Here is a 20,522-nt window from a genome sequence, read left to right as displayed (position 1 = left end):
TGGATTTTACCCAGGGAACAAATCAAACAGCTAGCCAGAAGATTTATAAGACATCCTGGCTAGCAAAGTAGGTCTGTTAAGAAGTTATTTTAATTTTGCTTGTGAGTTTATCTCTTAACTCAATAGCACGTAAAACGGCCACATAGCTCCAGGTAAGTGAAGGAGCTCCTTGTTGGATCCCAGTATTTAAATTAATTTGTTCACTTAACTTCATCTTGGGGGCATATTTTTTTATAAGTTTCAGATAATTATCGCCAACCTGAATGTGTTTCGCTATTTGTGATTCATTTTTTTTATTTAAGGGCAAGCTATCGGCAAGCGTATAATAATATTCAGCCATAGTCGCTGTTAATATAAACCATGGATTTCCTATACCATTAGTTTGATATCCATCGTAGGTATCACCAGGATAACGACCGAATAAAATTTCACCTGAATGATTCTTATTAATAGGAAACATTGAATCAAACTGCTCATATAAAGCATGAACGGTGTTTTGTACATAAATGCTACTGGGAGATAAAGCATCTCCTTCATGTGAGTTAAATAAAATGCCCAAAATTACAGATGAATCAAGTTCTAAAGTTTTTTGTGGTCCTGGATGGGGTAAGAGCGTTGCTTGAATGGTTTTATGATCCCGATCTAAATGCTGCATCAGACGGGCATTTATCATCTCCGCTTGCTGTTCATAGTAAACGGCCGCGTTATCATCATTGAGACGGCGAGCAAGAACCGCTCCTTCACGGAGTGCTTTTTGTTGTACCATAGCCGTAAAAAAATGATCTCCTAGCACTTCTTCCCAAAGATCAAAATTTTTGTCAGCCCAGTGATGAGCGGTGTATTCCAAATCCATTTTAATGACGCCCATAGAATAGGGGTCCAAGTTATTATTATAAAGATTGGTTTTTACATATTCTATTTCATTATCATCTAACAGCTCCTCGGCAAAATGAATTAAAACCGAAGCTCTTAAAGCCGGTCCGTCATTTTGTGGTCTGCCCCAGGGGCCATCAAAGGGATAGCCATCAATATAAAACTTAGGTTCTCCCAATATATCTTGTCCTGGTAATGGATCATCCTGATGTTGAAGTCTTTGGGTCCAGGAAACATAGTTATATAAGCGCTCTTTATAACCGAAGGCATGTGAGGATTCATACCATGTTTCAATTAAATTCATAGCAATTGCCGAATCACGAACCCAATCATAATAGTAGTTTGGATTTTGTTTTGAGGGGGCGGCGATTATTGCTCCATTAGATTGAATATTTGCAAAAAAATTCTGTCTCAGCTTTTGGATATCCTCTGTACTAAATACAGAACTCATTGCTTGAGAAACAAAACAAATTAATAAAAAAAAGATCCTTTTCAACATAATCTCCTATAAAAAATGAACGATTTCATAGTACATTAAAATAACTGTGCAGAGTATAGGGTGATTCAACAAGATAAATGGCAGTGGGATAACACAGCGGAATCCGAGGAATTTTATTTTTCGGCTTCCGCTTTGTTGCAGAACATTATTTCATCATAGGGTGGAAGAGCATCATTTTTTAATCACTCAATGCTTTTGGATTACTAATTTGTTGTTAGAACAGCGTACACGTTCTCTTATTGACTTCATCGACACTGAGTTGGTTATTTCGCTCAATAACATAACTGTTTTCATCAAGGAAATTTTGTAAACGCCAATTCGCAGCTGGGGCTCGATCATGTTTTAGGTGTATGGAGCGTGCTGCTTGAAGTGCTGCAATGGTTGCATCTTCATGGGAATCACCTTTCCAGCCTAAAATTCCTCCAAAGTAGAGTCCATATTTTTTTTGCATCGTATGGAGTTTTTGCTGTGCTATAAAATAATTTTTATCCATAAAAGGATGTTTATAGTGTTCTGTTTTAAGAATATTATTGGGCATTGGTTGTCCAGGTAATACCCATGTTTTTTTCACTGGAGTCGCTCCATTTTTTGCTTTCCAGTCTTTTTGCGCTGTATTGGCTGCCAAGTCTCCTTCAACGCGTGTATGAACCACAGTACCGCGCGGAGGGGCGTAAAGAGAATCTAGATGAAAAGCCAGCGTTGTATCGTAATAGCGAACGTTTTTAAGAGCCTTTTTAAGGTCTTGCATGTCTTGAGCATCTATATCATCAGGTAATATCGCTGCTGTTGCGTACGCAGGAGTAGAAATGACCACATCATCAAATAACATCGGCTCGCCTTTCTTGGTCTTCATTAGCGTGCCATCACGAAGCATGGCTTGATATTTAATACTTTTTGAGTCAGTAATGGCGATTAGCTTGGTAACCTCTGTGTTGAGACGCATATCTAGATTGTTACATTGGGTTTTCATGGCCTCCATATAACTACTTAGACCCCTTGGTGCGTCATACCAGTCTTTACTTAAGGCTAAATAATTCATTGCATAAAATGCGCAAAATTTCTTGGCTTCGGAGATAGGAATACCCCAAGCTGCTCCTACTATGGGATACAGTATTCGATTGCTAAAATCATCAATCTCCTCTTCTTTAAAGCCCATGTTTTTTTTCTTAAATCCTTCCATAAACTCTTCAAGTGTTTGAACCTCATGAATATCATCAGGCTCTCTTTCATGTTCTGCACGCAGAATTTCCCATTCCAATTTCAACAGGTCAGAAAATTTATTTAATAAAGTGCCAAAATCAATGCGTATTTCTTTTTGTGATTCATCATCAGGGGAAAAACAACTAAAAAACTCAGAAAAGGAATGCTTATTTTTTTCTGCAGAATGGTACACAGGAGGTAAAACGAGGTGATCCTCTTTGCCATGCTCAATACTGACTTTATGCAGGTCCGCATTAAGCTCAAAGCGTTTTAGCTTAACACCTAACATAGAAAATAATTTATGAACATTAGGATAGCTTTCTGGCGCACCTATGAACTCAGCGCCACCTTCTGCTATGCCGTGGTCACCAAAATCCAGACTGTTAATATGACCGCCATAACGTTCACTTTTTTCTGCTAAAGTGACGTTAAACCCCATTACATTTTCTAACATATAAGCTGTTGTTAGCCCTGTTCCACCACCAATAACCAGAATATTTGGCATTTTTTATATCCTTATGTCTTTTTTAGGTGTTATTTTAAGAACAATAATGGCGTGATTTAATAAAGAAAAAAAGAGTTCTTGCAAACAATTTTCTGGTTTATCGTCGGTTTTTTGTTGGTCTCATTTTGCTTACTTCCCAAATGGGCGTCATAATCAATGATCCCCCTAAAATCGATAGGAATAACACATGATAAAACTCTATCAATTTCCCTCTGCGTGGTCGCTTCCTAATCCCAGCCCATTTTGCATGAAATTAGAAACTTATTTGCGAATGGCGAAACTTCCTTTTGAAACGGTATCCGTTATTGATCCGCGAAGAGCGCCAAAGAAGAAATTACCAGTCATTAGTGATGATGGAAGAAAAATCGCCGATAGTGGTTTTATTATCGATTATTTGCAACAAAAATATGGTGATCCTTTGGACCGTCATTTAACTTCGGCTCAAAAAGCAGAAGCAGTGGCAGTAAGGCGTATGCTTGAAGAACATTTATATTGGGTGATTGTTTATTCACGCTGGATTGATGATCGATATTGGCCAACCACTAAAGAGGCTTTTTTTGGTCATCTTAAACAACCACTTTCTTACATTGTCCCTAAATTAATTCAAAGAAAAATTCGCCAGGATCTTTATCGACAGGGCTTAGGTCGACATACAACTACAGAAGTTTATCAATTAGGTATCGCTGATCTGGATGCTGTCAGCATTCTATTGGAAGAAGGTGAGTTTTTTATGGGGAATGAGCCTACGAGTATCGATGCTTGTGTATACGCATTTCTGCAAAGTATCATCCAGCCGCCTATCCCTTCTCCATTACAAGAGTATGCTCAATCACATCCACGCTTTCTAGGTTATTGTGCGCGTATGACCAAAATGTTTTATCCTGAGCTAAACTAAGGCCAGGGCTTTTAGAGTGTCAAATAAATTTGGATTGTTTTTTCGCCGGTATTTTTATTCATTTCGAGATCACAAGATGTTACTAAATTGAGAATCTGATTGTATATTTGTCATTGTGATTATGGCTTTGATCCAGGAAGGGTCCGTATTCATACTCGGAATGACAATTAATTCTTGACCTCCTAGTGCTGTCCATTGTTCTTGGAGACGAATTCCTATTTCTTCAAGAGTTTCTAAACAGTCAGCAACAAATGAGGGACAACAAATAATTAATTTTTTAATTCCCTTCGCAATCAATTCAGCAAGAACCTCATCGGTATAAGGTTTTACCCAGGGTGTTTTTCCCAGTCTTGATTGAAAAGCAGTACTGTAGTTATCTGCAGATAAACCCAGTTCATTAGCCAATAAACGGCTCGTTTCATAACATTGGGCTCTGTAACATCTGTGGATATCGTCTGTTAAGGCAGGGCAAGATTGGGTACAAATTGATTTACAACTGCTTTTAGTGATTTGTCGTTCGGGGATCCCATGATAGCTAAAGAGAACATGGGTTTGTTCCTGAAGGAAAGGGTTAATGATTTGAGCTTGTGCTTTCAGATACGCTGGATGTTGAAAAAAATCACTTATAATGCTGATTGATGGGATGAGATCCCAGGTGCCGATGATGCGTAGGGCTTCTTCTATAGATGATCCATTAGCTGCTGATGAGTATTGTGGGTATAAGGGCAAAATAGTAATCGACTCACAAGATTTTAACTGATCTAAAGCGGTTTCAATGGATGGTTTTCCGTAGCGCATGCCAAGAACCGCTTTATTTTCTGGTCCCACTTCTTTTTGTATTTGGTCCACTAAATTCTGGCTATGGAATAGTAATGGAGAACCTTGCTCAGTCCATATGGATTGATAGGCATGAGCAGAACGTTTTGTTCGGAACGGTAAAATGAACGCATATACCAATATATAGCGAAGCAAAGCAGGCAGATCAATAACCCGTTTGTCGGTAAGAAATTCGCGTAAATAACTCCTGACAGACGAGATTTCTGGACTGTTAGGGGTGCCAAGATTGATAAGTAACAAACCACGCTTCATGTGCAATTCATTGACCTTGAATAGAATAAGGTCATGATACAGGAAGACGGTTTGTAATTCAGTATTTTGCTCAAATTTAATCTTTTTGGCTTATGGACGCAGCACCAGTATGATACTGCGCTAACTTAATCAAGCCATTTCAGCATCAGCATTCTCATTGAGCACAATCACATTAGCTGCGTGTAGACCTTTTTCACCGGTTTCTACATCGTAGTTGACTACTTGTCCTGGAACTAATGTTTTATACCCTGTGCCATGAATTGACGAGAAATGAACAAAAATATCATCCCCACCATTTTCTGGAATAATAAAACCCCAACCTTTGGCATTATTAAACCATTTCACTTCACCCTTAGCCATATTTCCTCCTTTTCTAGAGTCTTTTTCTGAGACTCTATTGGTTCCCAATTGCCCTGACTCTTTCTGTCAATTGAGCAATTGCATTCATCCATAAATGACAATTGAACCTATTTTTCTAATAGGTTGTTTTAACATAACGTAAAACAGACTCACTACTCAATAGTATTTTTTATAAAAAAATAATTTATTCTTAATAATTCCTTAAGTTGTTTATGCTAAGTTATTAGTATGGGTGTAATAGCAGGAGTTTAGATGAGTCAATTCAGTACTTCTAAAATGTTAGGGAAACTGGCTGCTGGACAAAACAAACCCCGGTTTGAAAAAGGTCTGCAGGATGAAAAAATTGGAGAAGAATTTGCTACACCTCAATTAACGCCCTCTGCAAAACCATCTGAGGAATTAGAAATGAAAAAGGTCCTAAATAATATCCTGGGGCCCTCATTTTCAAAAGGTTATTCCCCGATGGATAAAAAATAATTTGTTTTGTAACAGTTATCCGTATAAAAAAAGCAATCATCCGTAACTACAAAACCCTCTCCTAACCAGAGAGGTTTTTTTTGGCCATTAAAATCATAAATTTTCACCCGAGAATATTCATTTAAAGCACGAGTTGTTGTAAAAATATTACTAATATTCTGCGACAAAGGTGCCAAAGCTTTTATTTAGGTATATACTTTTTTTAACAGGTTTATTTTTTATCTGAGGTAAAAATATGGCAGGGTTTGCTGAAACAGCACATTGGAGAGATTCTGCTCGTAGCGCTCGGTTTTTTATAGTTGATGCTCGAGCTGCATTTCCTATATTTTTATTTCTAATGCACATTAGAATATGGACAGGCATACTGGTTTTAATCTCAGCAGTTTTTTTTGGGATCATTGAGCATTATGGTTTTACTGTGCCGGTTTTTTTAAGGTGGATAAGAAGTACTTTAGCGGGATCACTTAAGTCTTCAAAACCATGGTGGCGATGATATATGGAGAGAGATATTAGCAAAAGCATGTCAGTTATTGCTGCAAGTTTAAACGCAAAATTCTATCTTAATGATAGATTTGTAAGTTACGAGGAGGTTTTTGCCGATACAGGTTTGTTACCTGCAATTGCTAAACGAGCAGATCAATTGTGTTCCCTATGCCTTGGATATGGATTAGGGGCTACATTTGATGAGGCAGAAGGTGCTTTGCTTGGACTTAGGGTTGTTTTTGATGAGGTAACACCTAATGTGTTACGTTTATTGTGTATGACTGATGTGCTAAATGAGTTGATTCAAGGCGGACCAAGTCGTGACTATACCCCTTTAGACGAGTTAATGTACGACTAGGTGTGTTTTATTAAAATATATTGTAAATAAATCGTAAGATTTGCTAATTTTGGATGCATTTATAATTGATTTTGATAGACTAGGTTATTAAAGATTTTTATGTATTAGGGGTAATGTTATGGGATTTTTTAAGCATGAGAGTGGTGATGGTGAGCTGAAGACCCAGATTGACAATTTAAAAGAGCCTATAAACAAAATGGCTGCAGTAATGGCTGGAAGCGGTCGCGACATAGGCCCTCTTCAAGAGGGAACTAAGATATTGGATATTATAACTCAAGTAATAACCAATGGACCTGATGCATTGCCAAAAGAGGCTTTGAACAATCAAGAAGCGCAACAACAAACCCCAGGCGCTAAGGAACAACTTCAAGCACTTAAGCAGAAGTCTGAAGAGAGTACTCAAGAGGAGAAGGTTATTCAAGAGCGTAGCCTTGGTTTGGGTTCATGAAGTTGAGTTTAGAAATATTCAGTAAAATTTAATAATTTTTTGCTTGTCCACAAAGGATTTCATTCCCCTTTGTGGATTTTATCTTGTTTATATAATCGAAATTACTGTTATACTCCATAATACTGCATTGATTTCTCTTTTAAACATACATCTGGTTTTATGACAAAAGAAAAGTTCACTAAAGAGCATAATGATGCGATTCTTAAAGCATTGGATTATGCAATTCAGAATGGGCCCTGGGATAAATCGAATTTTCTACGGTCAATTGGTAATCGTTTAGTCGGAATTCGCGATAATTTTTCCAAAAAAATTAATGCGCGCAGTCAAGCTCAAATTCAATCGGATACTAATCTAGCCAATCGACTTGCTCTGAGAGGTAATCAGCAAGAAGTTTTTATTTCTTTATATACTTCGGATGGTTCTAATCTACAATCTTGGGAAAGAATAATTTTTAATTTACCACGTCAAATGATTTCTCGTCCCATCTATGAAAAGGAAGACCAGGTTAAAGCACTAATCAAATCAAAAGAGAACAAACAGAATGAGGCTTATGTAGGTATCTATATCAATAAAACGGATATCATTCCTCTTGCTCCAGATAAAATTTTATACGATAGGTTAGGAAGCCCTATATTAACATTAAAAGATAGATCTTTAGACTTAGAGAATATTACGCAGTTTGTTCATATCAGCGGTATTTATAAATATGCACGGGGTCGCTTGACTAAAGAATCGTGAGATTTAATATGTTTCCTTGGGGGTTATCTAAAGAACCGATATGCTTATGAATCGCTCGCAAAATTATCCTGGAGCGGTATATACTTATAAAGAAATAAACTATGAAGTAATCACTAATGGCACAACAACCGCAACAACAAGGTCAAGATAGTGGCATGGGTCCAATATGGGTCATGGTACTCGTGTTTATTACAGTGTTTCTTATTTGGAAAATGGGGCATCAGTATATCGTGATGGTTGTTTTTCAAATTAATATTTGGCAAGCAAAACTCGTTAACCTTTTTGTTCATAATGATCAGTTAGCAAGCTTAATTCAGATCATGCAAACAATAGATCCGAATGCCGTAAACTGGGATCAACTGGTAGAAACGACGCGAGCTGTTGGCGATTTCATGCGCTATCCTGTAGTTCTTGTCCTCCTTGTTTTAGCTGTGTTTCTGTATCAATCAAACATCACATTAAAATTCCGCAAAATTTACGATATGAAAAAATTACGGGAGCAAGAGCAATTTAACTGGCCCGCAATCATGCCTATAGTCAAAGAAGATTTAGTCGCTCAAGATATAAATAAAGGTCCTTGGGCTATGGCTTTGACTCCAATGGAGTTTGCACGTAAATACAATCTATTAAAAAAAGAAGATGTTTTGTTAGACAATCCTGTACCAGGTCAGGAGATGACGGCAGGAATACGAAGAGGCGATGCAAAACGAGTTTTTACTTTGCAATTAGGCCCTTATTGGGATGGATTTGAGCATTGCTCGCCACAAGCTTATGCATTAGCTGCTGTTTTTATTGCCCGTATAAATCGCGATAGAGATGCTGCAAACAATATCTTAGCGGTGTTAGATAGAACTTATGTTGCAGGTAAGCCCGATTATTCAGTTGCTAGACCCACAATAGAAAAATATAAAAATACAGAAATTATCCAGGAAGTTGTTTCAAAACATGCCTATACTTTAACTGTAATGGCATCATTACTTGAGAAGTCTCGGGATGATGGGGTTGTTCCGAGTTCTGAGTTTTTATGGTTAAGACCTGTTGATAGGCGTTTATGGTATATGCTCAATTGTGTTGGTAGACAAACTCCCTTTACCGAGGTTGCGGGTCCTTTCTCTCATTGGAAAGCGGAGAAGGAAATGGGTCGTCGTTCTTTAGTGCCCATGGTTGATGAAGCAATTAAAGCCTTGGAAATTGCCATAAAAGAAGTTAAGTTAACCCCCCGACAAATGCAGGAGTTAGAGCCATGATGCGCGGTATTGAATCACGTCATGAGTTAGATCCCACCCTCCTACTTAGGGATACCCGTACTTTTGGCCAACGGGTGGGGGATTTCTTTTCAGATCCTACGAACATTTCGATTGTTCTGTTTACTTTGTCAGCCATGGCGTATTATTTCTCGGAAGCAGCAACCTTACTCATGCTAGTAGGCGCTGCCTGCTTTCTTTACAGCTATACACGAAAACAAAAACTGCCTTTCCGTCTCCCTCAAATTTCTCGAGTCAAAGATTATAATGATATGAAGCCGGGTGTGAATAAACCCAATATAGCCCGAGGGATTGCATTTTTTGGTAACGATCGTAAGACGGGACATGAATTATGGTTTGCTAATGATGACATGCGTACTCACGCGTTAATTTTCGGCTCCACCGGTAGCGGTAAAACAGAATGTTTGGTCTCACTGGCTTTTAATGCTTTAGTACAAGGCAGTGGTTTCATTTATGTGGACGGAAAAGGGGATAACTCACTCTATGCTAAAGTTTTTTCCATGGTCCGAAGCATGGGGCGCGAGGATGATTTACTGCTGATTAACTTCATGACAGGTGCACGAGATATTATTGGTCCACAAGAAAAAAGACTGTCGAATACGTTTAACCCTTTCTCTCAAGGGTCTTCCAGTATGTTAACCCAACTTGTTGTCAGTTTGATGGGTGACTCAAAAGGAGGCGGAGATGGTGATATGTGGAAAGGCCGTGCGATTGCCTTCGTCGAAGCCTTAATGCGACTTTTGGTATATATGCGTGATGAGGGTGCGATACTTTTGGATGCTGATACCATCCGTAACTACTTTGATTTAACCCGATTAGAAACTATAGTCGTTGATAAAATCTTCCCCAGAGATAATCAGGAAAGTGTTAATATCGAACAAATTCCAAAATTAGTTACCGACCCATTACGTAACTACTTAGGTACTTTGCCAGGTTATAATAAAGAGAAAAAAGGCAAGCAAGTATCACAGGTCTTGGAGCAACATGGTTTTATTACCATGCAGTTGGTAAGAGCGTTTTCTTCTTTGGCCGATACTTATGGACATATTGTTCGTACCAATCTTGCAGAGGTAGATTTCAAGGACGTGGTATTGAACCGAAGAATTCTCGTTGTACTCTTGCCCGCTTTGGAAAAATCTCCGGACGAGTTATCCAACTTAGGGAAGATTATTGTTTCTTCTTTAAAAGCGATGATGGCTGCAGGTTTGGGAGAAGACGTTGAAGGGGATTATCGAGACGTAATCTTGAGAAAACCAACTAATGCGCCGACTCCTTATATGTGTATCCTTGATGAGTATGGATATTATGCTGTTCAAGGGTTTGCAGTGGTGCCTGCACAAGCGCGTTCTTTGGGATTCTCTGCAATTTTTGCAGGACAAGATTTACCAGCATTCCAAAAGGCATCTAAAGAAGAGGCTGCATCTATCGGTGCAAACACAAACATTAAAATATGTATGAAATTGGAAGACCCAACTGAAACCTGGGATTTCTTCACTAAAACAGCTGGCGAAGCTTATGTAACTAAAGTGGATTCATTTCAAGCCAAAGACTCCAGCATTGCAAATACTTATATGGACAGTAAAAGTTCTTCGTTTGAAAAGCGAGCTCGTGTTGATCTGTTGGATTTAAAAGAGCAAACAGAAGGTGAGGCACATATATTCTTCAAGTCAAAAATTGTCCGTGCTCGAATGTTTTATGCGAATCCTAAACCTGTTAAGCAGTTAAAATTAAATCAATTTTTAAAGGTAGAAGCTCCTCCAGACGATTATTTAATGAGATTACAAAAGCAATTAGTCTCCTTCCAAGCCATCTTAGACAGCGGCGATTTGTCAATTAATAAGACCGTGGAAAATGAGGAAATTACCCTGATTTCCAAGTTGTTACGGGAATCGCCTATCGAAGAGCCCATTGAGAGAGGCGTCTCGGCTTTAATTGCGTTTCATGGTCACAATGAACCAGAACCCGTTGAGGATTTGATTGAGGAAGAGGTCGAGGGTGCATTAACAATATTCAGTGCTTTACGAGAAAATCCAGGTGCTCCTCCAATCTTAGTGAGTGATAAGGCTACATTCTCTGAGCCTTTACTGCCCATTAATGAAACACGCAATCAAATGATGAATATTGAACGCTTGTCTGGTGCGAAAGATAAGTATGCGGGTACGGTTGCGAATGAACTGATTAAAGATTTCCAATTGGCAACGAGCTATCCTCCGGAAGAACGAGATTTTATTGCTCCAGATGAGTTAACTGACATAGTAAGAACTTTATCAGCGAAAATTGCTACCGAACGTGAAAATGCAAATAAAAAAGCTGAAGAATAGTGAGTTAATGTAGCTAAGCTAGGGCACATGGTGATTCATGACTCAAAATTAATCCCGTGGGGTCTTGCCTTATGTTGTTCACTGTAAAGTATTGGACACTACCCTATGTTTTATACCTAAGCCTTTATTTATTAGACCTCGTTGAACTGTTATCGGTTCAGATCCCCATGTGCTTGCGTATCCCTACTGGTTCTGCACGCCATCTCCATTTTTCACACTACAGAAAGGTTTCGAATGAAGTCAATTTTCTTTTCCATTGTTGCAAAAAAATAACTCTGAGCGCCATGTTTTTACTCAAGCAAGTGTAAAAAAATAAATAAATTTTTAAAAAAATAGCTATTTTATCGAATTCATTGTAACGTAATGATTTGTATGTTTTTCTTTGAAGATGGAACACACAAAAGGACTACAGTCAGAATCATTTTAAAATAAATATTTTAAACTATGAGGATAGTGAGTGAGATCGGTGCGTATTAATCTAATTCGGGCTGTGGGTTTAATTGCCTTGTTAATGTTAAATGCCTGCAAGGGTGACTATTGGGCCTTGGAAAAAGAGGAACCCAAATACCCATGTAAAGTTCTTGGTGCCTGTGATGCCACCATTATGAAGCTGGCTAAAAAATTAAATAAGAAGGGAGTAAAAGTAATAACAATAGGCCAGGATTATATGATTAGTATTCCAGCCAGTTATTTATTTGAACCAGAAACACCACGTCTGAAATGGAAGTCCTATCCTTTGTTAAATGAAATAGTTGTGTTCCTAAAACAATTTCGCAAAATTGCTATTAATATAGCCAGTTACAGCAACAAATATGTATCGCCACAAAGAGAGCATGCATTAACTCTAGCCAGATCGAGAGTTATTAGTGATTACCTTTGGTCCCAGGGAGTAGATAGTCGTTTTATCTTTACACAGGGACTAGGTAGTGATAAGCCTATTATTTCATTCACTCAAGGCGGTGATAATTCAGTTAACGCTAGGGTAGAAATTACTTTCAGGCGAGCTGTGGCGTAGGGGAAATAATGAGTCGTGAAACATGGTATTTGATAAAAAAAAGTAAGAATTTCTACGTTAACTCTTACAGACGCGGGTTAATTGCGTTGATTATTTCTCTGATGTTGAATTGCATTTTTTGCGTTTTAATCGCTTATATTCATTTAACAGAGCCTGAACGGGATTATTATGCAACGAGTGGTGTAGCGCCTCCCATTCAATTGCAGCCTCTTTTGGCTCCAAATTATTCATCGAACGCGTTACTTCCTCCTGATCCGCCTGCGGAGAATGAGGATAAACTGATACCACAATAAGCAATAAATAGAGGACATTATGGCTGAAGATTCCTTGACAGTAGTCGCACTAAGAAACAAATTTTATAAAGACAGCCAACGTAAGGTAATGCTTGCGTTGTTAATTGCTCTCATTATCAATATTGTTTTAGCTGCGCTCTTAGTGTACATGATTACACATCCGCCAGCCCCTAAATATTTTGCAACCAGCATTAATGGTCGCATTACACCGCTGTTCCCCTTAAATGAACCGAACCAATCGGATTCTGCTGTATTGCAATGGGCGAATCAGGCTGCTATTGCGGCATTTACTTACAATTTTGTTAACTATCGGGACGAATTACAGGCTTCGTCTGGATTCTTTACTCCTGAAGGTTGGGACCAATTTTTAAGCGCTTTACAACAATCAAACAACCTGGATGCAGTAAAGGCCAAAAAATTGATTGTTTCAGCAGTGGCAACACGAGCCCCCATTATTTTGCAAAAGGGCGTTTTGAATGGATACTTTTCATGGCGAGTACAAATGCCTATATTAGTAACCTATCAGAGTGCCAGTGAGTTTACTCAACAAAATAATGTGGTTACTATGTTAATTACTCGTGTTTCTACTTTAAATTCGCCTAGAGGAATAGGTATATCGCAATTTGTTGTAGGACCTGCCACAGGTGGAGTGTCTTAATGAAAAAGCTGAACTGGTTTTTAAAGTTTTGTTTGTTGTATGGCATTGTCTATTCAGTGCCTGATCCTGCGTACGCGCAGGATCAGTCAACAGATAGTGCTCAGCAAGCCTTACAGCAGTTACGTATATTGCAACAGCGCTTATCACAAAATCAGCCAGCAGCACAAAATCAACCACCAGGACAAATTCCCCCTGCGGCGCCAGCTCAAGCAGGAAACAATCCAACTCCGGCACAAAATCCGCCCGCAGCACAACAAGGGCCAAATATTCCTATTCCTCTTGCCGGGAATATTTATAGTGCACCCCAAAGACCTGAAAATCCTGCTGCAAATGCAGCTAATCCTAATGCGCCGCAGATCGTAAGCCAAAGTGATGAAGAAGTCATTGAGAATAAGGCCTTTAAAGATATGACAAAAAGCCTCTATCCAATGAATACAGAGCAAGTTGTTCATTTAAAACAACTAAGTGAAACCATGGAGTATGCTAAGGCTTCGCCTGTAGGCACACCTCCAAAACCTACGGCGACTTCTCAATTTGTGAATTTGTCTCCGGGATCAACTCCACCTGTTATTCGTTTGGCACAAGGGTTTGTTTCTTCATTGGTTTTTCTTGATTCATCTGGAGCTCCATGGCCTATTGCCGCTTATGATTTGGGAGACCCTAATTCATTTAATATTCAATGGGATAAAACAAGCAACACGATAATGATTCAAGCATTGAAGTTATACAATTATGGTAATTTGGCTGTGCGTCTGAGAGGTCTAAATACCCCCGTAATGCTCACACTGATACCAGGGCAAAAAGCTGTTGATTATCGGGTTGATTTGCGTGTGCAAGGATTGGGGCCTAATGCTAAAGCTATGCCACTAGAAACTGGGATTCCGCCTTCAGCCAGTGAATTACTTCTTCATGTTTTAGATGGTGTGCCCCCTCCTGGAAGTAAGCGACTGGGTATTACTGGAGGAGATGCGCGTGCTTGGTTAGTTAATGACAGAATGTACGTTAGAACAAATCTTACGATATTGTCACCGGGCTGGTTGGCAAGTATGACCAGCGCAGATGGGACGCATGCTTATGAAATGCACAAATCTCCGGTGTTATTGGTTTCCTGGCATGGGAAGGTCATGCAGCTCAAGGTAGAAGGGTTATAAATGGCTGGTAGAAAAGAAAATATTAAATCACTTTTTTCAAACACTCGTACCCGAGTTATTATCATTTTTACACTAGCATTATTAGTGATAGCTGTAGTGATAGGGTATATAAAATTAAGATCAATAGGTACCGGACCTGCGGCGGAAGCGACACTTGGACATGCTCCCGGAGCCATACAGTCTATTCCTGGTGTTCTTAACCCAACAGCTCAATATGCCAAATTGCAGGAAGAGCAAAATATTAACCAAGCACAAAAAGCAGAGCAAACTGGGGGGAGTGCTATTCCCACAATTATCCGAACTCAAGCCCTAGGAGAGGGGGTGGGAGTGATCGGATCTCAAGGTGGGCAAAGTGGTGTAGGATTTGCGACACTTGCACGTGAAAATGAAGAAGGAGCTCAAAAAACTCTTTGGTTGCAAACATTACAAAACGGTGGTTGTTCAAAAACTGTTGTCCAACAAGTTGTAGGTCAAGGAGCTCAGTTAGCTGATCTAAAGGAAGCATGCAGCTGTGCTCAGTTAAGAGATAACGGTTATTCTTTAAAAGAGTTAAGCCCAGTATGTCCCTGTAAAGAATTAAGAGCGGCTGGATATAATGCGCGACAACTTAAAGATGCGGGATATACTGCTTCAAGGTTAAGGGATTGTGGTTTTAATGCATGTGAATTACGTAATGCGGGTTTTACTGCTCAAGAACTTAAAGACGCCGGTTTTTCTGATGACGAATTGAAGGGCGCAGGATATACCCCAGAGGAGATAGCGAGAGCCAGCGGTTTACCGGCAGGAATAACAGCCGCAGATGTATTAAAAGCGGGATGTAATGTCGAAGCATTGACTAAGTTACGTAAAGCTGGAGTTACAGCTTCAGCAATTCGAAGAATTAGCGGATGCTCTGCAGAGCAACTAAAAGCGGCCGGATTTACTGCTAAAGAATTACGTGATGCAGGATTTAGCGCCGCTGATTTAAAACGAGCCGGTTTTACTCCAGAGGAATTAAAAGCGGCAGGATTTAGTGCAAGGGAACTACTAAATGCTGGGTTTACACCCGAGGATCTTGCCAAAGCAGGCTATTCTGCGGCCGATATAAAAGCAGCAGAGGCTGAACTTCCGCCAGGTATTACTCCGGATGATGTAAAAAAGGCCGGCTGTGATGTTGACGCGTTAAAAAGGGAACGAGCAGCGGGAGTTAGCGCAACTCTGATTAAAAAATATGCTGGATGTAGTGCACAAGCATTAAAAGCTGCTGGCTTTACTGATGCAGAACTCGCTAATGCCGGTTTCACTCCAGCGCAAATTAGCGCGGCAACCCCTTTGACAGATGAACAAATCAAAGCTGCGGGCTGTAATCCCGATAATCTGAAAAAACTTTTTGCAGCAGGTGTTTCTGCCAAACGAATTAAAGAATTAAATGGATGTAGCGCTGAAGCATTAAAAAATGCGGGTTATGATGCTAAATCATTACTTGATGCAGGATATACCCCCGCACAGCTTCTTGCTGCAGGATTTACCCCCAAGGATTTGCAAAATGCAGGATTGACTCCAGCAGATGTTATTGCAAGCGGACGGGTCGCTGATTGTAGTGTTGAATCATTGAAGAAAGCGAGAGCTGCAGGGGTTAGTGCTTTGACTATCAAGAGAACACTAGGGTGTTCTGCAAAGGCATTAAAAGATGCTGGTTATACAGCAAAAGAGCTTAAAGACGCGGGGTTTACAGCTGCCGAATTAAAAGCAGCGGGCTTTAGCGCTAAGGATTTAAAAGACGCGGGGTTTACTGCTAAAGAATTAAAAGATGCAGGCTTTAGTGCTAAAGATTTAAAAGATGCAGGCTTTAGTGCTAAAGATTTAAAAGATGCAGGCTTTAGCGCTAAAGATCTAAAAGACGCGGGCTTTAGTGCTAAGGAATTAAAAGATGCGGGCTTTAGTGCTAAAGATCTAAAAGATGCCGGCTTTAGTGCTAAAGACCTAAAAAATGCGGGCTTTAGTGCTAAGGAATTAAAAGATGCGGGCTTTAGTGCTAAAGACCTAAAAGATGCAGGTTTTAATGCTAAAGAATTAAAAGATGCGGGTTTTAGTGCTAAAGATTTGAAGGATGCGGGATTTACGGCAGCAGAAATGAAAGCAGCAGGTTTTAGTGCCAAAGATTTGGCTGATGCCGGGTATAATGCGGCTGATTTAAAGAATGCTGGATTTAGTCCTGCTGAATTACAAAACTTAGCCGTTGCTCCCGAAGGGGCCCAGGTAGCAGGTTTGGGGGCTCCCAATTTGCAACCCGGTGCATTTAATATTGGAGGAGTGCCGACTCTAGGCCAAGGGCCAGCAGGAGCTGCCGTTATGCCAGGCTCTGCTGCCAGTAACCAACAGTTGCAGGCGATTATAAATAGGCAAAATCAGCAGCAAGCAGAACAAAAATATCAGCAAAAAATTCAACAAAAAAGTTCTGATATGTTGGCGGCTGCAAACCAATTAATTGCTGAATGGAAAAATGTGCCAACACAGAACTATACCGCTGGCGATGCCGAAAAAGAACCCGCTGCAGCAGCTGTAGCAGCAGCGTCTGGGGTTGGTCCTGGCGGAGCCACAGTGACTGAAACCACCTCAACATCGGTGACTCAAGTCAATATGATTAAAACAGGAGATGTGCTTTTCGCTGTGATCGATACATCAGTGAATAGTGATGAGCCAGGCCCTATTCTTGCAAGCATTGTTTCAGGAAGACTTAAAGGAGCCAAATTAATTGGCAGCTTTAATTTACCTTCGAACGCAAACAAAATGGTTATTACATTTAATACCATGTCAATTCCAGGTGCACCCAAAACAATTCCAATTTCTGCATACGCAATTGATCCCAATACGGCAAGAACCGCTCTTTCCAGTAAAACCAATCATCATTACTTGTTGAGATACGGTTCATTATTTGCTTCTTCCTTTTTAGAGGGTTTTGGTAATGCATTCCAGTCTGCCAATACAACAGTCACCATTGGTGGAACAGGGGGCGGCAATAACGTAACCGTATCTAATGGTGTCGGCCGTTCTACTCTGGAAAATGCTGTAATTGGTTTAGCAACTGTTGGTAAGACTTGGGGGCAGCAAGCACAAGTATTATTTAATACACCTACAACTGTTGAGGTCTATTCAGGAACCCCAGTAGGAGTTTTATTTACTCAGGATGTGAAATCTTTTTAATTTGATGGCAGGTAAAAATGGCAGAAAATGATCAAAATGATGAGTATAAGTTCGCTGAGTTAGACTCTCTTGAGAATGAACCTCTGGAGACCTCAGAGTTTGATACCAAAAGTTCTACTCCTGCAAGACCAGGAGGAGTGGAGCCTGGAAAGAATATTAAGCGTAATGCTCTAATTACAGTGGGTATTATTGTTTTTATTATGTTGATGTATAAATTTATCGGAGGGATGTTCTCTAAAACTACTCCGACTACCCCTAAGGAGAATTTAAATCCTGCTCCTATGGCGGAAATTACTCCCTCACCACAACCACAACCGCAACCTCAGGTTACCCAAACTGAAATTCCACCACAACCTGTTGAGCCAAAACCAGCGGTTCAACCACAACCTCAGGCTACGCAAGAAAATAATTCAGCGTTACAACAAAAGGTTGCCTCTATTGAAGCAAGTCAGCAAACGGTTCAATCTGAAGTCAGCTCAATGAGTCAGCAGGTTGGGAATGTCAATAATAATGTCAATGCGTTAAATGCTCAAATTACAAAACTGAATCAAATGATTACAGATTTAAATAATCAAGTAGTGAAACAATCCGAAGTAATTAATGTGTTAATAGAGCGAACAAAACCTAAGCCTGTTAAGCGCGTTACTCGTGTTCGTACCTTAACCCCACAAATAATTTACTATATTAATGCAGTAATTCCTGGTCGGGCTTGGCTAATTGGCACAAATGGTTCTACACTTACAGTAAGAGAAGGAACAAAAATCGCAGGATATGGAACTGTAAAACTAATCGATTCGATGCAAGGTCGGGTTTTAACAAGTTCCGGGCGAGTAATTAGGTTTAGTCAAGAAGATAGTTGAGGTTTGTATGGCTGATACATGTACAGGCGGATCGGTAGCGTGCTGGATATCGGGTCAGGTAAATATATTAACTAACATCGCAAATTCGTTGATTCCTGTAGAGCGCTTGATTACAGGAGGTGCATATCTGATTGGATGTGCCTTTTTGTTTAAAGCCATCTATAGTTTAAAGGTGTATGGCGAGGCTCGTACGATGATGTCGAATAATACAAGCATCAAAGAACCAGTGATGTATTTATTAGTTGGTGCGATATTTATTTATTTTCCAACGGCTTTTTCATCAATGATGGTAACGACTTTTGGTTATCAAAATGTTCTTTCTTATGCACCGGTGAGTAGTAATAATCCGACACTTGATACTTTGTTCGGTACTGGAAGTGTCGTTGGAAGACCTTTAACGATTATTATCCAGGTTATTGGTCTAGTCGCTTTCGTGAGAGGATGGGTATTGATTGCACGCTCCGCTTCGCAAGGGCAACCACCAGGCGGGACAGGAAAAGGTTTAATTCATGTGTTTGGAGGAATATTAGCAATCAACATCGTAGGTACACTAGAAATGATCAACAACACTTTATATGGGGCATCGTAACAGACCGAAGGTACGATTTTTTTTGATTTAATTAGTTTTAGTAATTTTAAATTTGAGGAGAAAAAGGTGAAGAGCAAACTCATTAGCAAATCTAATTACAAATATTGGTTAAGCAGTTTCATTTGCTTAAGTTTACTGGCTTTAGTGAGTCAAGATGCAGCAGCTGCAGCCGGGACGGGTATATCCGTAGGGCAGATGGCATCAAACATTACTGGGTCATTTACAAACTTGACCAAATTGATCACTGCAGGTTCTTATCTGGCTGGATTGGGATTTTCAATCGGTGCTATTATGAAATTTAAACAGCACAAAGATAACCCAACCCAAATTCCAATAGGTACTCCAATTGCATTAGTTTTTATCGCTGCGGCCTTATTGTTCCTACCTTCAATATTAGGGGTAACTGGAGCAACAATGTTCGGAGGTAGCGGTGGTACAACTGCTGGACCTACTGGAACAGTATACTAATTAAGTGCCGGCTAATAACTTAGCAGTAGCTTTTATAATAAGGATAAGATTCATTTTTGATCCTCTCCCCGTTAGGGGAAGAGGATCTTTTAATGGGTATTAAAACGGATAATTGCCAATAAAGTTTATTCTATTCAATGTGAGCCGAGGATATGGCAGTTAATCAAGAACAAAACAAATTAAAATTGATGGCTACGCCGGGATCATGGCGTTTGTATTCTGCCAGAAAGGTTGACGAACGATTTAAGGCGTTTGAGCAAAAAGTATTTCAAAGAGATAGATATACTTGTAGATTTTGTGGATTCCAGGCACGTTTATTTCAAGAGGTGGTTAATCTTGATAATAATTATGCGAACAACAAGTTAGAAAATTTGGTGACTTCTTGTTGTTTCTGCGCGCAGTGTTTTTTTGTTGAATCAGTCGGTGTTGGTGGTTACGGTGGGGGTACGTTAATTTATCTTCCCGAACTGACTCAAGCTGAATTAAATAGCATATGCCATGTGTTGTTTTGTGCGATTACAAATGATACGGGTTATAAATCGAGTGCACAGAATATTTATCGAGCATTCAAATTTCGCTCACAAATTGTAGAGGAAAAATTTGGCGAAGGAACGAGTGATCCTGCAATATTTGGTCAGTTAATGATTGATGCAGGTGTAAGTGACGAAGAGAGAAGAGCTCAATTATTTAAAAATATACTTCTATTGCCTTCAAGAGCTAAATTCCGTAAACAAATTGAAAAATGGGCGGCGAGTGCACTAGAAGAAATTTCAAGTTAAATGTGAGGTTAGGGA

General features: G+C 39.6%; 21 protein-coding genes. 17 read left to right on the top strand and 4 right to left on the bottom strand.

Annotation, left to right across the window (positions count from 1 at the left end; translation table 11 throughout):
• Positions 1 to 76: 76 nt before the first annotated feature.
• Positions 77 to 1,372 (bottom strand): glycoside hydrolase family 15 protein, encoded by a 1,296-nt coding sequence (locus tag EL022_RS00205; RefSeq protein ID WP_028380913.1) that lies wholly within the window; start codon positions 1,370 to 1,372, stop codon positions 77 to 79.
• 214 nt (positions 1,373 to 1,586) lie between these two features.
• Complete coding sequence (locus EL022_RS00200) at positions 1,587 to 3,077, bottom strand: FAD-dependent oxidoreductase (protein ID WP_035900753.1); 1,491 nt, start codon at positions 3,075 to 3,077, stop codon at positions 1,587 to 1,589.
• Between the two features lie 187 nt (positions 3,078 to 3,264).
• Between EL022_RS00200 and EL022_RS00195 the strand changes: the two genes are divergently transcribed.
• The gene (locus EL022_RS00195) at positions 3,265 to 3,972 is read left to right on the top strand and encodes a glutathione S-transferase family protein (RefSeq protein ID WP_028380914.1); all 708 of its coding nucleotides are present in this window, start codon (positions 3,265 to 3,267) and stop codon (positions 3,970 to 3,972) included.
• Positions 3,973 to 4,041: 69 nt separating this feature from the next.
• On the opposite strand, the gene hemH is transcribed toward EL022_RS00195, so the two are convergent.
• On the bottom strand, positions 4,042 to 5,061 hold the full coding sequence (hemH, locus tag EL022_RS00190) for a ferrochelatase (protein ID WP_028380915.1): 1,020 nt from the start codon (positions 5,059 to 5,061) through the stop codon (positions 4,042 to 4,044).
• A gap of 129 nt (positions 5,062 to 5,190) precedes the next feature.
• Positions 5,191 to 5,421, bottom strand: coding sequence for a cold-shock protein (locus EL022_RS00185; RefSeq protein WP_028380916.1), 231 nt, complete (start codon positions 5,419 to 5,421; stop codon positions 5,191 to 5,193).
• Between the two features lie 252 nt (positions 5,422 to 5,673).
• On the opposite strand from EL022_RS00185, the gene EL022_RS00180 reads away from it, so the two are divergent.
• From EL022_RS00180 to icmJ, 16 genes are all read left to right on the top strand, one after another.
• On the top strand, positions 5,674 to 5,898 hold the full coding sequence (locus tag EL022_RS00180) for a hypothetical protein (RefSeq protein WP_028380917.1): 225 nt from the start codon (positions 5,674 to 5,676) through the stop codon (positions 5,896 to 5,898).
• A 235-nt stretch (positions 5,899 to 6,133) separates the two neighbouring features.
• On the top strand, positions 6,134 to 6,391 hold the full coding sequence (gene icmT / locus EL022_RS16165) for an IcmT/TraK family protein (RefSeq protein WP_081776875.1): 258 nt from the start codon (positions 6,134 to 6,136) through the stop codon (positions 6,389 to 6,391).
• 3 nt (positions 6,392 to 6,394) lie between these two features.
• A complete protein-coding gene (locus EL022_RS00170) occupies positions 6,395 to 6,739 on the top strand; it encodes a type IV secretion IcmS family protein (RefSeq protein ID WP_028380919.1) in 345 nt (114 codons plus the stop codon).
• 118 nt (positions 6,740 to 6,857) lie between these two features.
• Positions 6,858 to 7,187, top strand: a complete 330-nt coding sequence (locus EL022_RS00165; protein WP_028380920.1) for a hypothetical protein — start codon at positions 6,858 to 6,860, stop codon at positions 7,185 to 7,187.
• 159 nt (positions 7,188 to 7,346) lie between these two features.
• Positions 7,347 to 7,925: a Dot/Icm secretion system protein IcmQ gene (gene icmQ, locus EL022_RS00160; RefSeq protein ID WP_028380921.1), complete on the top strand. Its 579-nt coding sequence runs from the start codon at positions 7,347 to 7,349 to the stop codon at positions 7,923 to 7,925.
• A 116-nt stretch (positions 7,926 to 8,041) separates the two neighbouring features.
• A complete protein-coding gene (gene icmP, locus EL022_RS00155; protein WP_028380922.1) occupies positions 8,042 to 9,172 on the top strand; it encodes a type IVB secretion system coupling complex protein DotM/IcmP in 1,131 nt (376 codons plus the stop codon).
• The gene (locus EL022_RS00150) at positions 9,169 to 11,511 is read left to right on the top strand and encodes a TraM recognition domain-containing protein (protein ID WP_028380923.1); all 2,343 of its coding nucleotides are present in this window, start codon (positions 9,169 to 9,171) and stop codon (positions 11,509 to 11,511) included. Before icmP ends, EL022_RS00150 begins: the two co-directional genes overlap by 4 nt.
• A gap of 457 nt (positions 11,512 to 11,968) precedes the next feature.
• Positions 11,969 to 12,526 (top strand): type IVB secretion system protein IcmN/DotK, encoded by a 558-nt coding sequence (gene icmN / locus EL022_RS00145; RefSeq protein ID WP_028380924.1) that lies wholly within the window; start codon positions 11,969 to 11,971, stop codon positions 12,524 to 12,526.
• An 8-nt stretch (positions 12,527 to 12,534) separates the two neighbouring features.
• Entirely contained in the window at positions 12,535 to 12,819 is a 285-nt protein-coding gene (gene icmM / locus EL022_RS00140; RefSeq protein ID WP_028380925.1) for a type IVB secretion system protein IcmM/DotJ, read from the top strand.
• A gap of 19 nt (positions 12,820 to 12,838) precedes the next feature.
• Positions 12,839 to 13,477, top strand: a complete 639-nt coding sequence (locus EL022_RS00135) for a type IVB secretion system apparatus protein IcmL/DotI (protein ID WP_028380926.1) — start codon at positions 12,839 to 12,841, stop codon at positions 13,475 to 13,477.
• Complete coding sequence (locus tag EL022_RS00130; protein ID WP_028380927.1) at positions 13,477 to 14,628, top strand: DotH/IcmK family type IV secretion protein; 1,152 nt, start codon at positions 13,477 to 13,479, stop codon at positions 14,626 to 14,628. Before EL022_RS00135 ends, EL022_RS00130 begins: the two co-directional genes overlap by 1 nt.
• A complete protein-coding gene (gene dotG, locus EL022_RS00125; RefSeq protein ID WP_028380928.1) occupies positions 14,629 to 17,811 on the top strand; it encodes a type IVB secretion system protein DotG/IcmE in 3,183 nt (1,060 codons plus the stop codon).
• A gap of 17 nt (positions 17,812 to 17,828) precedes the next feature.
• The gene (gene icmG, locus EL022_RS00120) at positions 17,829 to 18,671 is read left to right on the top strand and encodes a type IVB secretion system protein IcmG/DotF (protein ID WP_028380929.1); all 843 of its coding nucleotides are present in this window, start codon (positions 17,829 to 17,831) and stop codon (positions 18,669 to 18,671) included.
• Between the two features lie 7 nt (positions 18,672 to 18,678).
• Positions 18,679 to 19,260 (top strand): hypothetical protein, encoded by a 582-nt coding sequence (locus EL022_RS00115; RefSeq protein ID WP_028380930.1) that lies wholly within the window; start codon positions 18,679 to 18,681, stop codon positions 19,258 to 19,260.
• A 66-nt stretch (positions 19,261 to 19,326) separates the two neighbouring features.
• The gene (locus tag EL022_RS00110; RefSeq protein WP_028380931.1) at positions 19,327 to 19,728 is read left to right on the top strand and encodes a hypothetical protein; all 402 of its coding nucleotides are present in this window, start codon (positions 19,327 to 19,329) and stop codon (positions 19,726 to 19,728) included.
• 152 nt (positions 19,729 to 19,880) lie between these two features.
• Complete coding sequence (gene icmJ, locus EL022_RS00105; protein WP_028380932.1) at positions 19,881 to 20,507, top strand: type IVB secretion system protein IcmJDotN; 627 nt, start codon at positions 19,881 to 19,883, stop codon at positions 20,505 to 20,507.
• The last annotated feature ends 15 nt before the right edge of the window (positions 20,508 to 20,522 follow it).

Origin of the sequence: Legionella cherrii (assembly GCF_900635815.1) — a bacterium.
GTDB lineage: Bacteria > Pseudomonadota > Gammaproteobacteria > Legionellales > Legionellaceae > Legionella > Legionella cherrii.
The sequence above is the reverse complement of the archived record's forward strand: the minus strand, read 5'-3'. Positions and strand labels throughout refer to the sequence as shown.